The 16,299-nt window shown below is 63.7% G+C and carries 15 protein-coding genes; 10 read left to right on the forward strand and 5 right to left on the reverse strand.

Annotation, left to right across the window (positions count from 1 at the left end):
* Positions 1-157: 157 nt before the first annotated feature.
* The gene (gene acs, locus EU811_RS08455) at positions 158-2,203 is read right to left on the reverse strand and encodes an acetate--CoA ligase (RefSeq protein ID WP_142938086.1); all 2,046 of its coding nucleotides are present in this window, start codon (positions 2,201-2,203) and stop codon (positions 158-160) included.
* Between the two features lie 470 nt (positions 2,204-2,673).
* Here acs and EU811_RS08460 point away from each other — a divergent pair, with 470 nt between their 5' ends.
* Genes EU811_RS08460 through EU811_RS08470 form a run of 3 tightly spaced genes read left to right on the forward strand, consistent with a single transcriptional unit; the run spans position 2,674 to position 5,683 of the window.
* Positions 2,674-4,203 carry a hypothetical protein gene (locus EU811_RS08460; RefSeq protein WP_142938036.1) on the forward strand — a complete coding sequence of 510 codons (1,530 nt, stop codon included), beginning with the start codon at positions 2,674-2,676 and terminating at the stop codon, positions 4,201-4,203.
* 11 nt (positions 4,204-4,214) lie between these two features.
* Positions 4,215-5,009 carry an endonuclease III gene (gene nth / locus EU811_RS08465; RefSeq protein WP_142938037.1) on the forward strand — a complete coding sequence of 265 codons (795 nt, stop codon included), beginning with the start codon at positions 4,215-4,217 and terminating at the stop codon, positions 5,007-5,009.
* Positions 5,006-5,683 carry an NUDIX hydrolase gene (locus tag EU811_RS08470; RefSeq protein ID WP_142938038.1) on the forward strand — a complete coding sequence of 226 codons (678 nt, stop codon included), beginning with the start codon at positions 5,006-5,008 and terminating at the stop codon, positions 5,681-5,683. The genes nth and EU811_RS08470 overlap by 4 nt, the downstream gene beginning before the upstream one ends.
* Before the next feature lie 15 nt (positions 5,684-5,698).
* Here the strand turns inward: EU811_RS08470 and EU811_RS08475 are convergent, their stop codons facing one another.
* Complete coding sequence (locus EU811_RS08475; protein ID WP_142938039.1) at positions 5,699-5,899, reverse strand: YegP family protein; 201 nt, start codon at positions 5,897-5,899, stop codon at positions 5,699-5,701.
* Between the two features lie 185 nt (positions 5,900-6,084).
* Positions 6,085-7,776 carry a bifunctional 3'-5' exonuclease/DNA polymerase gene (locus EU811_RS08480; RefSeq protein ID WP_142938040.1) on the reverse strand — a complete coding sequence of 564 codons (1,692 nt, stop codon included), beginning with the start codon at positions 7,774-7,776 and terminating at the stop codon, positions 6,085-6,087.
* 137 nt (positions 7,777-7,913) lie between these two features.
* Between EU811_RS08480 and ssd the strand changes: the two genes are divergently transcribed.
* The 7 genes from ssd (at position 7,914) to EU811_RS08515 (ending at position 13,114) form a co-directional block, all read left to right on the forward strand.
* Positions 7,914-9,071 carry a septum site-determining protein Ssd gene (ssd, locus tag EU811_RS08485; RefSeq protein WP_238703350.1) on the forward strand — a complete coding sequence of 386 codons (1,158 nt, stop codon included), beginning with the start codon at positions 7,914-7,916 and terminating at the stop codon, positions 9,069-9,071.
* A complete protein-coding gene (locus EU811_RS08490; protein WP_142938041.1) occupies positions 9,068-10,396 on the forward strand; it encodes a TadA family conjugal transfer-associated ATPase in 1,329 nt (442 codons plus the stop codon). The genes ssd and EU811_RS08490 overlap by 4 nt, the downstream gene beginning before the upstream one ends.
* A gap of 131 nt (positions 10,397-10,527) precedes the next feature.
* A complete protein-coding gene (locus EU811_RS08495) occupies positions 10,528-11,190 on the forward strand; it encodes a type II secretion system F family protein (RefSeq protein ID WP_223940857.1) in 663 nt (220 codons plus the stop codon).
* Positions 11,190-11,786 carry a type II secretion system F family protein gene (locus EU811_RS08500; RefSeq protein ID WP_142938042.1) on the forward strand — a complete coding sequence of 199 codons (597 nt, stop codon included), beginning with the start codon at positions 11,190-11,192 and terminating at the stop codon, positions 11,784-11,786. Before EU811_RS08495 ends, EU811_RS08500 begins: the two co-directional genes overlap by 1 nt.
* 160 nt (positions 11,787-11,946) lie before the next feature.
* On the forward strand, positions 11,947-12,378 hold the full coding sequence (locus tag EU811_RS08505; protein ID WP_142938043.1) for a DUF4244 domain-containing protein: 432 nt from the start codon (positions 11,947-11,949) through the stop codon (positions 12,376-12,378).
* Positions 12,375-12,758: a TadE family type IV pilus minor pilin gene (locus EU811_RS08510; protein ID WP_142938044.1), complete on the forward strand. Its 384-nt coding sequence runs from the start codon at positions 12,375-12,377 to the stop codon at positions 12,756-12,758. The genes EU811_RS08505 and EU811_RS08510 overlap by 4 nt, the downstream gene beginning before the upstream one ends.
* Positions 12,755-13,114: an Rv3654c family TadE-like protein gene (locus tag EU811_RS08515; RefSeq protein ID WP_142938045.1), complete on the forward strand. Its 360-nt coding sequence runs from the start codon at positions 12,755-12,757 to the stop codon at positions 13,112-13,114. The genes EU811_RS08510 and EU811_RS08515 overlap by 4 nt, the downstream gene beginning before the upstream one ends.
* Before the next feature lie 55 nt (positions 13,115-13,169).
* Here the strand turns inward: EU811_RS08515 and EU811_RS08520 are convergent, their stop codons facing one another.
* Complete coding sequence (locus EU811_RS08520) at positions 13,170-15,494, reverse strand: DEAD/DEAH box helicase (RefSeq protein WP_446698047.1); 2,325 nt, start codon at positions 15,492-15,494, stop codon at positions 13,170-13,172.
* Between the two features lie 102 nt (positions 15,495-15,596).
* Complete coding sequence (locus tag EU811_RS08525; RefSeq protein ID WP_165450174.1) at positions 15,597-16,289, reverse strand: GNAT family N-acetyltransferase; 693 nt, start codon at positions 16,287-16,289, stop codon at positions 15,597-15,599.
* Positions 16,290-16,299 lie beyond the last annotated feature (10 nt).

Raw genomic sequence — 16,299 nt, forward strand, 5'->3', positions numbered from 1 at the left:
CGTCAAACATGGGGCTGAGTCTGGCTCCAGTCTAGGGCGCACGGCACCAGCAGTACGGCAGGCCAGGCGCGTCAATGTCACCGCTGCGTCACGCAGGGTCCTTAACGCTCGACGGCGCCGCTCGCCTGGGGAGGTGAGCGGCGCCGTCGTGAATTACCTACTTGCGGAGGGAGTCCGCAATCTGGGTCATGATGCCGGGGTCAGCCAGTGTGGTGGCGTCGCCGGTGTCGCGGCCTTCAGCGATGTCCTTGAGAAGGCGGCGGACGATCTTCCCGGAGCGGGTCTTGGGCAGTTCCGGGACGATCAGCAGCTGCTTGGGCTTGGCAATCGGGCCGATTTCCTTGCCCACGTGGTTGCGCAGTTCCAGAACGGTTTCGTCGCCGTTGTTCACGGCGTCACCGCGGAGGATGACGAACGCGACGACGGCCTGCCCGGTGGTCTCGTCAGCGGCACCCACCACGGCTGCTTCGGCCACGGACGGGTGGCTGACCAGGGCGGACTCGATTTCCGTGGTGGAGAGGCGGTGGCCGGAGACGTTCATGACGTCGTCCACGCGGCCCAGGAGCCAGACGTCGCCGTCTTCGTCCTTCTTGGCGCCATCACCGGCGAAGTACATGGCCTCGAACCGGGACCAGTAGGTGTCCTTGAAGCGCTCGGGGTCGCCCCAGATGCCACGGAGCATGGAGGGCCACGGTTCGCGGACCACCAGGTAGCCGCCTTCACCGTTGGCCACCGACTGGCCGTTTTCGTCCACCACGTCCACGGCGATGCCGGGCAGCGGGACCTGCGCCGAGCCGGGCTTGGTGGCGGTGACGCCGGGCAGCGGGGCGATCATCTGCGCACCGGTTTCGGTCTGCCACCAGGTGTCCACGATCGGTGCCGGGTTGTCCTTCTTTTCGCCGTTCTTGCCGGCGTTGGCGCCTATGACGTCCCGGTACCACATCCACGCTTCGGGGTTGATGGATTCGCCCACGGAGCCCAGGACGCGGATGGAGGAGAGATCGTACTTGTCCGGGATGTCCCGGCCCCACTTCATGAACGTCCGGATCGCAGTGGGGGCGGTGTACAGGATGGAGACCTTGTACTTCTCCACGATTTCCCACCAGCGGCCCTGGTGCGGGGAGTCAGGGGTGCCTTCGTACATGACCTGGGTGGCGCCGTTGATGAGCGGCGCGTAGGTGACGTACGAGTGGCCGGTGACCCATCCGACGTCGGCGGTGCACCAATAGACGTCCGTTTCCGGGTGGAGATCGAACACGGCCTTGTGCGTGTAGGCGCCCTGGGTGAGGTATCCGCCGGTGGTGTGCAGGATGCCCTTGGGCTTGCCGGTGGTGCCGGAGGTATAGAGGATGAACAGCGGGTGCTCGGAGTCATGCCCCACGGCGGTGTGCTCGGTATCTGCCTTATCAACGGTGTCGGACCACCAGAGGTCGCGGCCTTCCACCCAGTTGACGTCCTCGCCGTTGCGCTTGACCACCACAACGTTTTGTACGGTGTGGCCTTCTTTGGAGAGGGCTTCGTCCACCGCTGGCTTCAGGGCACTCGGCTTGCCGCGGCGGTAGGTGCCGTCCGCGGTAACAACGAGCTTGGCTTCGGCGTCCTCGATCCGGGAACGCAGCGCGTCCGCGGAGAATCCACCGAACACTACCGAGTGCACGGCCCCGATCCTGGCGCAGGCAAGGAGCGTGATCACGGCTTCAGGGATCATGGGCAGGTACACGGCCACGCGGTCGCCCTTGGCCACGCCCAGGGACTCGAACGCGTTGGCGGCCTTCTTGACCTCTTCGGTCAGCTCCGCGTAGGTGTAGCTGCGGGTGTCCCCGGGTTCGCCTTCGAAGTAGATGGCCACGCGGTCGCCCAGGCCGTTTTCCACGTGCCGGTCCAGTGCGTTGTAAGCGGCGTTGATCTCGCCGCCCACGAACCACTTGGCGAATGGCGGGTTGGACCAGTCAAGGGCTTCGGTGAAGTCCTTGTCCCAGGTCAACAGCTCACGGGCCTGCTTAGCCCAGAACGCGGGACGGTCCGCTTCTGCCTCAGCATAGGCGTCGGCGCTTGCGACCGCGTTCGCGGCGAACTCTGCAGAAGGCGCGAACTTGCGGTTCTCGTGGAGGAGGTTTTCAAGCGCCTCGACGTGCGGGGCCGATCCGTTGTGAGCTGTTGAAGCTGCAGCGGTGGCCGTGGATCCGGTGGTGTCCTGGGACATGGTGAACCTCATCATTCATCGATCTTTGCTGCGCGGATCCTGACGTGAGGTCCCCGCCCGGGCCGTCGTCGGCGTCGAGCGCTTCCCCCAAGGGTCCGCAAAGTGCTGTCCGGCATCAACACTATCGCTTCAAGAAGTCGAACGTGGGCGTCGTCACAAATGCGGCCGTGAACGGCGCGGATTTAGCGACGAATGGCGGCTGTGGCGGTGGGGAACCGTTTACATGACGCACGACGGCGGCACCGGGCTGCCTTTGCTGGCGGGCTTACTGTCGGCCACATTCTGTAAGGAACCTTGGAGTTTGCTGTGAGCGAAGCCGTATGGCCGTTTTCAGCTAGAACCCTGTCAGGGGGGTGGCATAGGCTGAAGAAGTCTTGGGACGCACTTCTGGCGTGTCCGGTTCACTGCGGAGTCCCGCGGAGGTCGCCGGGCCGGACTGTCCAAGACGCCGCCGTACGAAGGAGATATAGATGAACCAGCTGAGCCCAGGCCCGCACGACTCACACCCGACGGGACCGGACACCGCGGCTGGAACGGTCACCGCTGCGGGTGGAAACGCTGCTGACGGCACCGCTGTTGGGAATCCGGCGACGGGTACGTCCGGAACTCCTTTCAAGAACGACACTGCTGCCAAGAACGATGCTCCTAAAAACGACGCTGCCAAGTATGACGCCGTCGCTGGGCCGTTCACCATCCGGGATCTTACTGTTTTCGGCTCCACGCTCCTGATGTTCGTTGCCTCGCTTCTGCCCATGTTCGGGGAGCGCTACAACCTGTGGAACCTGGGTAACTTGTTCTTCCTGCTGCTGGGAATCCTGCTGCCGCTGGTTGTGGTGGCTCTCTTCGTAGCCCGCAGGCTGCAGCCGGGTACTATCCTCCGCATAGGTTCGCTGTCCGTTGACCAGTTCGCGTCCGTGGTTGCCTCGTTTGCGTTCCCCTTGTTCTTCCTGACCATTGCCAACTCGTTCAACGGCAGCGTACTGCTGGGCCTGGTCGGCTCCGTGGGTCTGCTGGCAGCGACGGTTCTGGCCCCGCATCTTCCGTGGCTTTCCGCCGACTTCAAGGGCCGTGCTGAAACGCCGGCGCACGTGGTTGCCCGCGAAGCAGCAGTGCCCAGCCGCAAGCCGGCTGCTCCCAAAGCACCGAAGGCGCCCACCACACCCAAGCCCGCAGACGCCACAGGTTCAAGCGGCGGATTCCGGAGTTCAACCCCCGGATACCAGGGATCGGCACCCGGTTACCAGGCTCCCGCTCCGCACGTTTCCGGTACAGCGGCTGCAGCAGCCTCCACGGGTGCTCCCGGTGCAGGTGCCGCGACCGGCGCCGCAACGGGCGCAAGCCCCTTCGCTCCGCCGGCCAGCTACGGAACATCGCCGTCGCCGGCAACTGAAGCTTCCGCCGTCGTGCACGCAGCTGACGCAAAACCTGCGGACGGTAGCGGCTATGCAAGCAGTGGACCCACAGGAAGTGGGCCCGCTACTGGCAGCACCGCTGCCACTGAACCCGCTGCTGCCGCTTCGCCCGCTACGTCTTCGCCTGAGAAGGCCGAGCCCGTTGGCGAGCCTGACGCTAAGGATGCCCACGTTCCTGCCACGGGTTCAGCGGCTCAGCCCGCCACTACCCAGCACACGGCCCAGCCCGCTACAACCCAGCACGCCGCTCAGCAGGCGGCCCAACCAGCGGCCCAGCAGCCGTGGGCTGCCACCATGGCAACGCCCATCGTTTCCGGTGATACGCGCAGGGTGAGCGACTCGATCGGCGCTACCGTGGACCCGGCCAGCCGACCGGAAGAGTCCGATTCGCCGCAGTATGAGGCTTTCTGGTTCGCTGTTGCACAACCCAGGATTGCGTACGACGAACACTCGGGGACCCCGGCCTTCACCATCGAACCCGGTGGATGGGTTCTGGCCCTGGAAGACCGCGGCCATGAGTTCCTGGTACAGGACACCGACGGCAAGGTTGGGGTTCTTCGGGAGCTCAGCAACATCGAACGCGGCTAAGCAGGGACGCCGTGGCCATCGCCGAAGCTGGTTCGCTGCTCGCGCTCAAACGCCGGGCACGGAAGATCAATAGGGTTCTCGCGGAGAAGTATCCCTACGCGCATGCGGAGTTGGATTTTAGGAACCCTTTTGAACTGGTGGTGGCCACGGTCCTTTCCGCCCAAACCACCGATGTGGCGGTCAACCAGGTCACCAAGATCCTGTTTGCCCGCTACCCGGATGCCCGCGCCATGGCTGAGGCGGATCCCCTCGAGCTGGAGACAATACTCCAGCCGACGGGCTTCTTCCGTGCCAAAGCACGGAACGTTTTGGCGCTCAGTACGCGGCTCGTAGATGAGTACGACGGCGTGGTCCCGGGACGTCTCGAAGATCTGGTGACGCTCCCGGGCGTCGGGCGCAAAACCGCCAACGTGGTCCTGGGCAATGCCTTTGGTGTCCCCGGGATCACGGTGGACACTCACTTCGGCCGGCTTGCCCGCCGATTCGGGTGGACGGCCTCGGACGATCCTGTGAAGATCGAGTTCGACGTCGCCGAACTGTTTGAACCCCGGGACTGGACCATGCTCTCGCACAGAGTGGTGTTCCACGGACGCAGAGTCTGCCATTCCAGGAAGCCGGCCTGTGGTGCCTGCCCGGTGGCAAGCCTCTGCCCGAGCTACGGCGAGGGCGAAACTGATCCCGTCAAGGCAGCCAAATTGTTGAAGTACGAGCTAGCGCCGGGCAGCGAAGCTTTGCTCGAGAAGCTCCTGGCCGAGACGCACAGGGCAGCGGAGATCCGCATGGAATCGCAAAGGAGGCCCGGGTGACCGCGCTTGAGGAACTGTCCGCGCTGGTTGCTCGCTTCGATGAGGGCCAACAGCAGCACTCGGCATTGTGGGAGCAGCTTCCCGTCACCCCGGAAACAAACCGCGCCGCGGCAGTCCTGATGCTTTTCGGTGTACTGGACAACATCCCTGCCGAGTCGGGCCGGCCAATAGCGCCGGCGGACCTCGATGTTCTGCTGCTGGAACGGGCACATACCCTGGACGACCATCCGGGTCAGGTGGCGTTCCCGGGCGGCAGCGTGGACGAGGAAGATGAGTCGATCGTCGCCGCCGCCCTTCGTGAAGCAGTGGAAGAAACCGGCTTGGATGCCAGTGGTGTCCGGGTTCTTGGAGTCATCCCGGAGCTTGGGCTCATCCGGAGCAACTTCCGTGTGACACCTGTGCTGGCATGGTGGGATGCGCCGTCACCGGTTCGCGTGGTGGACTACGCCGAATCCGCTCAGGTCTTCAGGGTACCGGTGCGCGACCTTTTGGACCCGGTCAACCGTGTCACTGCCACCATCTCGAGGTTCGGCCGCACCTATACCAGCCCAGGTTTCACCGTCAATGGTGTGCTCGTGTGGGGCTTCACGGGGATGGTCCTCAGTGGCCTCTTCGACGAACTGGGCTGGACAGTTCCCTGGGATAAAGACAAATTGCGGGACATAGACCTTTAGGTGGCCCGTCGAGGCTTACGCTGCCTCGCGGGCCGTCGTGGACCGGTCCACGATCAGACCGGTGGCGGCGTTTTCCCGTACGGCGTTGATGCCGGCCACAACACCCTCGAGGTGCGGGAACGTGGGTGACTCGGCAACCACCGTACCGTCGGCCGCTGTAAGGCGGAACCGGTAGCCCTCGGCATTGTCCTTGAGAATTTCAAACCTGCCAGCCATCGAATGCTTCCCCCTTGTGATGCTGTTTTGATTCTGCGGTGGACCAGCAAAAGTATCCACATCATGAAACTATCCAGAACCCGGGCGGAACCAAAGCTACTTTGCGGTACCTGTCATGGGCGGGTCATCCCGGCTCATATAGCGGGATGTGACTGGATAGTGCCGCTGCATCAGGCTATGGTCCGCTACTTCGCTTTGTCGTAGGAATCGACGACGGCCAGGCTCACTGGAAACTCCACAGGGATCCGTCCGAACATAAGTTCCTTCGCCGATGCTGCCGCTTCTTCGATGGCGCGGATACAGGCGTCCACGGCGTTCACTGGAGCGTGAATCATCACCTCATCGTGGAGAAAAAAGACGAGTTCACCGCTGGGTGAGCCTTCGGCGCGTAAGGTTCGCAGCCGTCGTCGTAATTCTGCCAACCAGCAGGCCGCCCACTCAGCAGCCGAGCCCTGCACCACGAAGTTGCGGGTGAAACGGCCCCGTGATCGGGCAAGATTGTCGGCGCGCCGCTGTTCCTCGGCGGTGGTGGATTGCTGGCTGCGCAGCCAGCCGGGCGACGGCGGTGGGCTGCTTCTGCCCAGCCGGGTGGTGACGGTTCGGCCTGCTTCGCCCTCGCGCGCTGCTTGCTCCACGAAGCCGACAGCGCGTGGATAGGTCCGCGTGAGCTGCGGCATAAGCCGCCCCGACTCGCCCGTGGTGGCGCCGTAAATAGCTCCCAGCAGGGCAATTTTCGCCTTGGCCCGATCACCCCCAAAGCCTTGGGCTGCGATGCCTGCGTAGAGGTCCTTGTCCCGTGCTGCCTCTGCCATTTTCGTGTCTTGGGCCAGCGCCACGAGAACACGCGGCTCCAGTTGGGAGGCGTCGGCAACAATGAGCTTGTGTCCGGGATCCGCATGGACCGCTGCCCGGATATTTCGCGGGATCTGGAGGGCGCCGCCACCGCGCGAAGCCCAACGCCCCGACACAACCCCACCCACCACGTACTCGGGATGGAACCGCCCGTCACGCACCCAGGCGTCCAGCCAAGACCAGCCGTTGGCGGTGTGCAGCCGGGAAAGCTTCTTGTAGGCGAGCAACGGCTGAATGGCCGGATGCTTCGATTCCTGAAGCTCCCACTGCCGGGTACTTTTGACCTCGATCCCGTTCCGGTGCAAGGCGCGCATCAGATCCTGCGGGGAATCCGGATTCAGGCCGGGGGAGTTGAGGATGCTCCTGAGCTCGGCGCAAAGAGCCTCAAGTGCCGGCGGACGGTGCCCCAGCGGTGGCCGGGGCCCCAAAACATCGGCGAGGATCTGCTGATGCAACTCTTCTCGCCAGGGGACGCCGGCGTGCTGCATCTCCAGGGCGATCATCGCGCAAGCGGACTCAGCGGCGAGCAGTAGTTGGAGGCGCTGTTTCTGTTGGTGGGCTTCGGAGACTTGTGAGACCGCGTGCTGTTGGGCCGCGAATTCCTCCCTGAGTTCAGCCAACCCCACTTTGGGGTTGGACTGGGCCAGGTCCTCGAAGAGAGCGCCCTGGTCTGCGGGAGGCGGTGGGGGCTGAAGAGCGCGGGGTGGTGCGGAGTCGTCGTCCTGCGTGAGCTTGACCGCATGCCGGGCATAGTCCGTGTGCGCAGTGAATTCGGAGTGGGCAAGGATGGCTCCGCAGAGCGCGAGGTCGTGGCAGCGCTCCAGCTCTATGCCATGGGTCAGCAGCTCCGAATACCAGTCCTGGGCGTGGTGCCACACCCAGCGGGGCCGCTGGGTTTCGAGTTCACGCACGACGCCGGGCAACTCAGCCCGGGTGAGGACGCGTGCGTCTGCAGTGGCCTTGCCGGTGGGGGAGATCCTTTGTATGGCTGCGCCTTGCTGGTGGGCGGCGAGCAGCAAATACATGGTGTCCATTCTGCCCTGTGCGGAGGTGTGCTGTTGCTGGGAGGACTGCTCCTCCACAACTTCCGGCCGCACTATGTTGTGCACATACGGGAATTCGAACCTTATGTTGGTTTGCCGATTCAACCAGTGTGGACGCCATGAGCAAGCGAGATCGTCGGCAGAGGCAACCCGCACACATCCAGCAGACCACTGACAATTACGGGCACCCCCACAAGAAAGCAGTTGAAGGGGACCCGGACGGATCTTGGCTGCCACGCGAAGCCGTCGGCATTCTGCTCGTTTCCGCTGACTCCTACCTTCAGGAAGAGGCCAAACGGATAGTCGCGGCTGCAGGGGGGAGTCTCCGTTTAGCCGCGGACGTGGCCGAAGCCGTCCACGGCTGGGACAATGCCGACGTCGTATTGGTAGGCAGCGATATTCAAGAGTTGCCGCCCAGGCGAAGGGCTCCCACTGTGTTGCTCGGCAAAGCCTCTGAAGGTGATGGGCTATGGAGTTTGGCCGCGTCGCTTGGAGCTGAGCGGGTCGCTGTCCTTCCCGAGGCCGCCGGCTGGCTGGCTGAACACCTCAGTATGTCCGGCTCACCGGACCCTGGGGGGACGGTCATCGGAATCATCGGCGGTAGTGGTGGGGCGGGAGCTACCACTACCGCAATCTGGCTTGCCCAGGCTGCGGCAGGGCATGGCATCAGCACCGTGCTCATCGATGGCGACCGCTGGGGTGGAGGCCTCGAGCTGGCAGTGACGGCGGATGAGGTGCCCGGCCTCCGATGGCCGGACTTCGCCGAAACCCGGGGAAGCATTGATCCTTCCCAATTCCGGGATTCATTGCCCGTGGCTGGCGGATTCGCATACCTGTCCTGGCCCGGGACGAGGGAACCGGTCCACATCCCGGCGGTCGGCGCTGTGGCTGCTGTTGTTGACGCTGCACGCCGGAGCTTCGAACTCATCCTCGTGGATATCGGACGCAGCGTTGAGGGGCTGGGAACGCTTGCATGGGATTGCGACAGGATCCTGGTGCTGACCACGGCCCACCTTAAGTCTGCAGTGGCGGCCGCGCGCGTCCTCAACGAACTCCCACCCATAGATGCAGGACTCTTGATCCGGGGAAGCGGCGCCAGTTCAGTGGATGCGCCACTGATCGCCGAGTCGCTTGGCTTGCCGCTGCTGGGTGTCCTACCGGAGATGCGTGGTGTAGCGGCCAGCACTGAGCTGGGGCGATTGCTGGAGATCGGACGCCGAAAACCAATCAGGCGCTTCGCCGGTTCCGTCCTGGAACTGAACGGGGCGGCCCAGTGAGCCCCTTTGCCGACGGAACCCGCCGCCGGCAGAGCCGCAGGCTGGACTCGGTTCTTCTTGAAACGGTGCGGGAATCGGTGCTCGCCGGGAGCGGACCCGTGACACCTTCCACTGTCGCCGCAGCCGTGCAGGCAAGCGGCAGATTACTGGGTACCGCCGGAGCGTTGGAGGCGGCTGAGTCCATCAATGCTGAACTCAACGGACTGGGTCCTCTTCAGCCGCTCGCACAGGATCCTGGCGTCACTGACATTTTCGTCAACGGCCCCGACTCCGTCTGGTTTGACCGCGGGAACGGCCTGGAACGTACATCTGTTTACTTCGACACCGAGCAACAGGTCAGATCGCTGGCCACCCGCCTGATCTCAGCCGGGGGAAGACGGTTGGACGATGGCTCCCCCTGCGTGGACGTCCGGCTCAACGGTGGATACCGGGTCCACGCAGTCCTCGCTCCCATATCAACGGCAGGGACGTTGCTGTCCATTCGAATCCGCCGGGACGAAGTGTTTACCCTCGCCGAGTTGCGGGAATCCGGCATGTTTTCGGAGCACGTTGAGTCGGTTCTTCGTGCCGTCATGGCCAACAAACTGAGTTTCCTCATTAGCGGTGCCACCGGCTCAGGAAAGACAACCCTGCTCTCCACAATGCTCGGGCTGAGCCATCCGGCGGAACGTTTAGTACTGATAGAGGACGCCGCAGAGCTCAACCCTGTTCACCCGCATGTTGTCACGCTGGAATCCCGCCACGGAAACCTTGAGGGCGGAGGTGCACTGGACCTCGGAGAACTGGTCCGCCAAGCACTGCGCATGCGGCCGGACAGGCTGATCGTGGGGGAATGCCGTGGCGCTGAAGTCCGCGAATTGCTGACCGCACTCAACACTGGGCACACCGGTGGTGGTGGCACTATCCACGCCAACACCGCAGAGGCCGTGCCGGCACGGTTGGTGGCCCTCGGCGCATTGGCGGGGTTGAACGCCGAAGCCGTTCGGTTGCAGGTCTCCAGCGCCCTTGACGTCGTGATCCACGTAGACCGAACACCATCGGGACGGAAGGTCGCGTCCATCGGAGTAGTCACAGACACACGGCAACAGCAAAAAGTTGTGCCGGCCCTCAGCTGGAGCCCGGCAGGAATGACACCAGGGCCGGCATGGCCGGAACTTGCCTCCCGGCTCTCGCTGGCACCGCTGGAGATGGACGAGCAACCAGCACAGGAAGTCGACCGGCCTGAACCTGATGATCCGCCACGGCGCAGGTCCCGGAAGACGGCCATTCCAACATCAACCGGGTCACGTCCGGTGGGGATGCATAACTTCGGGGATATCCGGTGATTGGCCTCTTCGTCCTGGTTGCGGCTCTCGCGGTTTGGTTGCAGTTCACAGGCCACAGGGATGGAATCAGGCGTCTCCGGACGAGGCTGGGGGAACCAGCGGACCGGACCTTGCGCACCAATGCCCGTCCCATGACGCAGCGCGGAGGTCCAAGGCCGCGAAAGCGTCCGGAGCCCTTGTCACTTGTGGTGTTGGTGCAGCAGCTCGCAGCCCTCCTGCGCGGCGGACGGGGAGCTTTCAGGCTGTGGGAGGAGCTATGGATAGTCCACGGTGCAGGGCAGCTAGCGGAAAATGGCGCGGGTTCGGCAGCAGCAAAGGGAAACACCGGGCTTTCCCACCCCTCCCTGCAGGTTCTAGCAGCAGCGCGGGCAGCGTCCACGGTGGGAAATTCGCCGGCCGAAGCCATCCGGGGCACAGCCGCAAAAGCGTATCCGCAACGCGGGAGTTCTGAGCGCCGCGTGTGGATGGAGTTGGCAGCCTGCCTGGACATCGCGGAGACCAGCGGCTGTCCGTTGGCTGACCTCCTCACCCGGTTTGCAGCGCAGTTGGAGGCCGAAGAGGACTCCGAGGCTGCCCGTCAGACGGCGCTCGCAGGCCCCAAAGCTACCGTGCGCCTGTTGTCATGGCTCCCGGTATTTGGACTGGGGCTGGGGGTGGCATTAGGCGTGGATCCGGTGGGGATCTTGTTGAACAACTTCCTGGGTGTTGCCACCTTCGCGGTTGGTCTGCTTCTCACAGCGGCGGGTCGTGTATGGTCATCGCGGCTGGTCGCATCCGCGATCGGAGCCTACTGATGCACCAGACGCCGGTGTTAGTGATGATCGCGGTCATGGTGCTCGCAGCAATCCTGAGCTTCGCGGCGCCCGCACGGTTGGGAACTCAGTTGCCGTCCCGGGGAAGGGACTCAGCAGCGGCGCAGGAGTCCTCCGCATCAACCCCACCGGAACAGGATGCAGACGGACTGCGCGATACGGCAATGATGCTGGAATTGGTGGCTTCCATGCTCGACGCCGGAGCCGGAATCGGGCGGGCATTGGAACTTATCGCCAAGTGCGCGTCTCCTCCCATCAGGCATTCTCTCCGGCCCGTTGTTGCCGCGCTGGCCCTCGGTGCCGACTGGGAGACTGCCTGGCGGACGCCCACCAAGCACGCCCCTGAAGTGGTCCGCCTCAAGGATGCGTTGGCTTTCGCGGCGCTGACTGGTGCGCCGTCTGCCTCTATCCTCTATGCACAAGCGGCGAGGGAACGGCGCGAGCAGTTCCGGGCCGCGGAGAAGCGGGCAGCTGCCTTGGGCGTGAAGCTTGTAGTTCCTCTGGGTCTCTGCTCCCTGCCTGCTTTTATCTGCCTTGGCATTGTCCCGGTCCTGATCGCCATGCTCCCCTCGGGGTGAAACGTGGAGAGGGCCGTCAACGCCACAACCTTTCCTCCACACCCAGCGGGACGGGACGGGTTATCCACTTGCGGAGATCACCCACTTCCCGGCCTTTCCGGACCACGGAAGAGTCGGTTCTGTCGGCAGAGAGCCGGCACTTTATGGAAAGGAAACCACCATGAAAACACTGTCCGCTACGCTTCCAGGCCTCCTGAGTGATATGCCGCGGGATCGGCCGGCTCCCGTTGAATTCCTTGGGGCTCCCTTCGAGGAACCACAGACGACCCAGCATGAGGAACTCTCCGAGTACGAGCTCGACCACAACGATCCCGAGCGATTCGGTTTCGAGGACGAGCTCCTGCAGTTAGGACTCGGCTTCGGGGATCTTGCGGAGTCCGAGGACGGCCCATGTGAGGACGAAGGCTTCTGGTCAAGGTTAAGCACACGGACAAAGCTGATGGGCTCGGAAATGGGCATGGCCACGGCCGAGTATGCCATTGCTACCCTTGCCGCCGTAGGCCTGGCGGGTTTGTTGGTAGTTATCCTCCGGAGCGAAGAGGTCCGCGGCTTCCTGCTCAACCTGATCCGTACGGCGTTGTCCCTGCCATGACCGCTCTGCTGCCTGCCGACAGGAGATCCCGGAATGCAAAGGAAAAGGGTGCTGTCACTGCGGAGTTCGCGGTCGCTTTGCCGGCCGTTGTGTTGCTCCTGGCATTCCTGCTGGCAGGCGGCGCCGCAGGTATCACCCAACTCAGGCTGGAGGAGGCGGCGAGGGCAGGAGCACGAGCCTCGGCGCGGGGTGAGGCCTCCGGCTCGGTGGATGGGATCGTCAAGCGGCTTGCCGGGGGAGGCGTTACGTCGTCAATAAACGGGGACGGCGAGTGGGTCACAGTGACTGCTTCCTCGGCAGTTGGCGGGGCTTTGGGCCCGTTGATCCCATGGACGCTGAAGGCCTCGGCTACAGCACGGGAAGAAGTGGGCACCCCGTGAAAAACCTTTGGCCAAACACCGAGCATGAAGGCGGCGCTGGCACCGTGCTGGCGCTGGCCTTGGGCGCGGTGGTCATGCTGCTGTTGCTGGGCTTGCTCCTACTGGCGCAGGCCGGAGTGATGGCATCCCGGGCGGCGTCTGCGGCTGACCTGGCAGCGCTGGCCGCCGCAGATGCGGCCCGGGGGCTTACGTCCGGGGAGCCTTGCGCCGTTGCCGCAAGTGTGGCCGGGAAGCACGATGCAAAGATCACGTCCTGCAGTGTTGCTGGTGGGGTGGTGGAGGTCGGCACGGAGCTGGCCCATCCCTTCCAGTGGGGCGTTGCCACTGGCCGCGCACGAGCCGGACCTCCTCCTTAGCAGCTAACAGGGCCAAGCACACAGGCTTCGTGCCGGGCGGCTGGCTTCAGGGAATCTAGCTGGCGTCCTTCAACAGGACGTTCAGGAGGGTGATGGCGGCTGCCTTGTCCAGCGGGTTGTTCTTGTTGCCGCACTTGGGGGACTGAACACAGGACGGGCAGCCGGCATCACACTCACAGGCCTTGATGGCTTCCCGGGTGGCTGTCAGCCATATCTTGGCCTTCTCAAAGCCCCGCTCAGCGAACCCGGCGCCACCAGGGTGGCCGTCGTAAACGAAAATCGTTGGTACCCCTGTGTCGGCATGCAAGGCAGTGGATACCCCGCCGATATCCCAGCGGTCGCTGGACGCCACCAAAGGGAGGAGCCCAATTGCAGCATGTTCAGCCGCATGCAGCGCCCCGGGGAACTCCGCTTCCACCAGCCCGGCTCCGTGCAGCGAACGGTTGTCCACCACGAACCACACGGCCTTGGTAAACAGGTCCCTTGCTCCCAAATCGAGGGGTTCCTCGCCGAGGATCTCATTGGAAATCAAGGCCTTGCGTTGGAAGGAGACCACTTGGGTAGTTACTTTGACGTCCCCAAAGTGCACGGTGATGTCGCCCCACTGGACGGAACGGGAAGTTTCAAGGACCTCGATCTGGGTTACGTCCCGTGCCGTGGTGTAGAAGTCGGGGTTGACCCGGCGCACCATCACGCAGTGGTCGGCTTCGTTGAGGTCCTCCACCAGGTAGCTCTCGCCTTGATGGACGTAGATGGCACCCGTGTGCGCCTGGTAATGGGTTTGCGGCGAGTCCATGGTTCCCAGGAGGGACCCGGTTTCAGCGTCAACGATGCTGACAGGACCGCCGCCGTCGGCCCGGAGGTTCACCATGCCTGCGGCACTCTCAGGGTGGGTCCAGAACCATCCGGCGGGCCTCTTTCGAAGGTACCCCTGCACTACCAAACGGTCCAGAAGCCCCTCGGCAGTCGGCCCAAACAGGTCAAGCTCGGCGGGTCCGATCGGCAATTCGGCTGCTGCCGCGCACAGGTGCGGGCCAAGGACGTACGGGTTGCCGGGATCGAAGACGGTGGCCTCAACCGACACGTCAAAGATGGCCTCGGGATGGTTCACCAGATACGTATCCAAGGGGTCATCGCTTGCCACGAAGGCGGCAATGGCGTCCTGCCCTGCCCGTCCTGCGCGGCCGATCTGTTGAAAGAGCGAAGCCCGCGTGCCGGGCCATCCAGCTACCAGCACGGCATCAAGGCCCGAGATATCGATGCCAAGTTCCAAGGCGGAAGTGCTGGAGACCCCCAGCAATTGCCCGGATCTCAACGCCTGCTCCAAAGCCCGCCGCTCCTCGGGCAGATACCCGGACCGGTACGCGGCCACGCGCCCGGGAAGACTGGGATCCACCTCGTCCAGCAGTCTCTTGGTGATGGATGCAATGGACTCCGCCCCGCGGCGGGACTTGATGAACGCGATGGTCCTGACGCGCGAGGAAACGAGGTTGGCCAGGATGTCCGCAGTCTCAGCTACGGCCGTCCTCCTCTGCTTGGCGCCGTTCTCGCCCTTGACGTCGGTGAGGGCCGGTTCCCAGAACGCCACCGTCGTGGAACCGTGGGGCGAGCAGTCTTCGGAAACTTCCCGGACGGGAGCGCCGATGAGCCGCCCAAAGGAAATCCCGGGGTCCGAGGCCGTGGCGGAAGCGGCAATGAACACCGGCTCGGGGAAGGAGGTCCCAGCCCCGTAGTAGGCGCAGATCCGGCGGAGTCGTCGCATCAGATTGGCCACGTGCGAGCCGAACACGCCGCGATAACTATGTGCTTCGTCTACAATCACGTAGCGCAGCCGCCGGAAGAACCTGGCCCACCATGTGTGGTTGGGAAGGATGCCGAAGTGCAGCATGTCCGGGTTGGCGAGGATGAAGTTGGCGTGGTCACGAATCCACCGTCGGGAGGAGACGTCAGTATCCCCGTCATAGGTTTCAGCCCGGACCGTGGGTAACTTCAGCGAGCGGATTGCTGCCAGCTGGTCTGCTGCCAAGGCCTTGGTAGGGGATAGGTAGAGCGTAACGGCGCCGTCGTCGTGGATCTTGCCGGGATCTGACAAGACCCGCAACTCGGAACGGTGTATCGCATCCAACGCCGGCAACTGGTAGGCGAGCGACTTTCCCGAAGCAGTTCCCGTGGCAATGACAACATGCTGTCCGGAATGAGCGAGGTCTGCCGCCTGGATCTGGTGTCGGTACGGTTCGTGGATGCCCAGGGAACCGTAGGCTGCCACAACGTCCGGATGGACCCAGCCGGGCCAGGGCTCATTGACCGCTTTCCGGGCGGGGATGGTGTGGACATGGCGCAGCTGCTCAGGGTCCGGCGTCCGGCCCAGCAAGGAGATCATTGAATTTGGTGCAGCCACCGAATCATTCTGTCACTGTGCGGGGACGCCAACAGCGGCACCCTGGGGGCGCCGCCGTCGGGCATTGCTTTTGGTTGGGAGGTTCTATGCTCCTGAGAGGTCCGATCCTTCGGTGCCGCTGGACATCATAAGGACGTGGCACACCACGTCCCATCCCAGATGGGAGTAGAGCTTTTGGCCGTCCAACGATGCCAGGAGCAGACCATTCTCCACATCGTGCGCGAAGGCTTGTGCCGCCAAGGCCTTCATGATGAAACTGCCCAAGCCGCGGCGTTGAAAATCGGGTTCGGTGACGATCTTGTCGAAGATGGCCGTGCCGTTGACCACATACACCCGGCCGCTGGCAGCCACCTGCTCGCCGGAATGGACCACCGCGTAATGGACACCGTTGGATTCCGAGGTAGCCAGCTCCAGATCGTCGTCAGGGAGCCACGGATCCTCGGCATCCTGAGTTTCCATGTCCACGATCATCATGGTCTGGGACGCGGAGGTCACCGTCAGTCCGCACTGTTCAGCGAGGTATTTGTACCGTTGGACATCGTTGGTGAGGATCGTCAGGACCCGGGTTGGAGCTTCTGCCGTCTTGTCAGCCAGGACGGCGAATTCTTCGTCTGACGGATCGTGGGCGAAATACTCCCAGTCACCGGTTTTGTCGGCGCGAAGTGCGGCAGGGAAGCGGCCCTCTTGGCGTAGTTCATAGCCGCGGCAGCCGGACCAGCCGGCTACCCAGACTTCCAAGAGGTGCGCAATGTCTTCAACCAAGGCGTCTGGACTCATGTAGAGAGAG

The organism is Arthrobacter sp. TS-15 (genome assembly GCF_006964045.1).
Lineage (GTDB): Bacteria > Actinomycetota > Actinomycetes > Actinomycetales > Micrococcaceae > Arthrobacter.

Bases quoted from the DNA above. Each gene is read 5' to 3' on its own strand.
- EU811_RS08460 (WP_142938036.1), top strand. From the start codon at position 2,674: ATGAACCAGCTGAGCCCAGGCCCGCACGACTCACACCCGACGGGACCG.
- EU811_RS08510 (WP_142938044.1), top strand. From the start codon at position 12,375: ATGACCGCTCTGCTGCCTGCCGACAGGAGATCCCGGAATGCAAAGGAA.
- acs (WP_142938086.1), bottom strand. From the start codon at position 2,203: ATGTCCCAGGACACCACCGGATCCACGGCCACCGCTGCAGCTTCAACA.
- EU811_RS08500 (WP_142938042.1), top strand. From the start codon at position 11,190: ATGCACCAGACGCCGGTGTTAGTGATGATCGCGGTCATGGTGCTCGCA.
- EU811_RS08475 (WP_142938039.1), bottom strand. From the start codon at position 5,899: ATGGCTGGCAGGTTTGAAATTCTCAAGGACAATGCCGAGGGCTACCGG.
- EU811_RS08480 (WP_142938040.1), bottom strand. From the start codon at position 7,776: ATGTATTTGCTGCTCGCCGCCCACCAGCAAGGCGCAGCCATACAAAGG.
- EU811_RS08520 (WP_446698047.1), bottom strand. From the start codon at position 15,494: ATGATCTCCTTGCTGGGCCGGACGCCGGACCCTGAGCAGCTGCGCCAT.
- ssd (WP_238703350.1), top strand. From the start codon at position 7,914: ATGAGCAAGCGAGATCGTCGGCAGAGGCAACCCGCACACATCCAGCAG.
- EU811_RS08495 (WP_223940857.1), top strand. From the start codon at position 10,528: ATGACGCAGCGCGGAGGTCCAAGGCCGCGAAAGCGTCCGGAGCCCTTG.
- EU811_RS08525 (WP_165450174.1), bottom strand. From the start codon at position 16,289: ATGAGTCCAGACGCCTTGGTTGAAGACATTGCGCACCTCTTGGAAGTC.
- EU811_RS08505 (WP_142938043.1), top strand. From the start codon at position 11,947: ATGAAAACACTGTCCGCTACGCTTCCAGGCCTCCTGAGTGATATGCCG.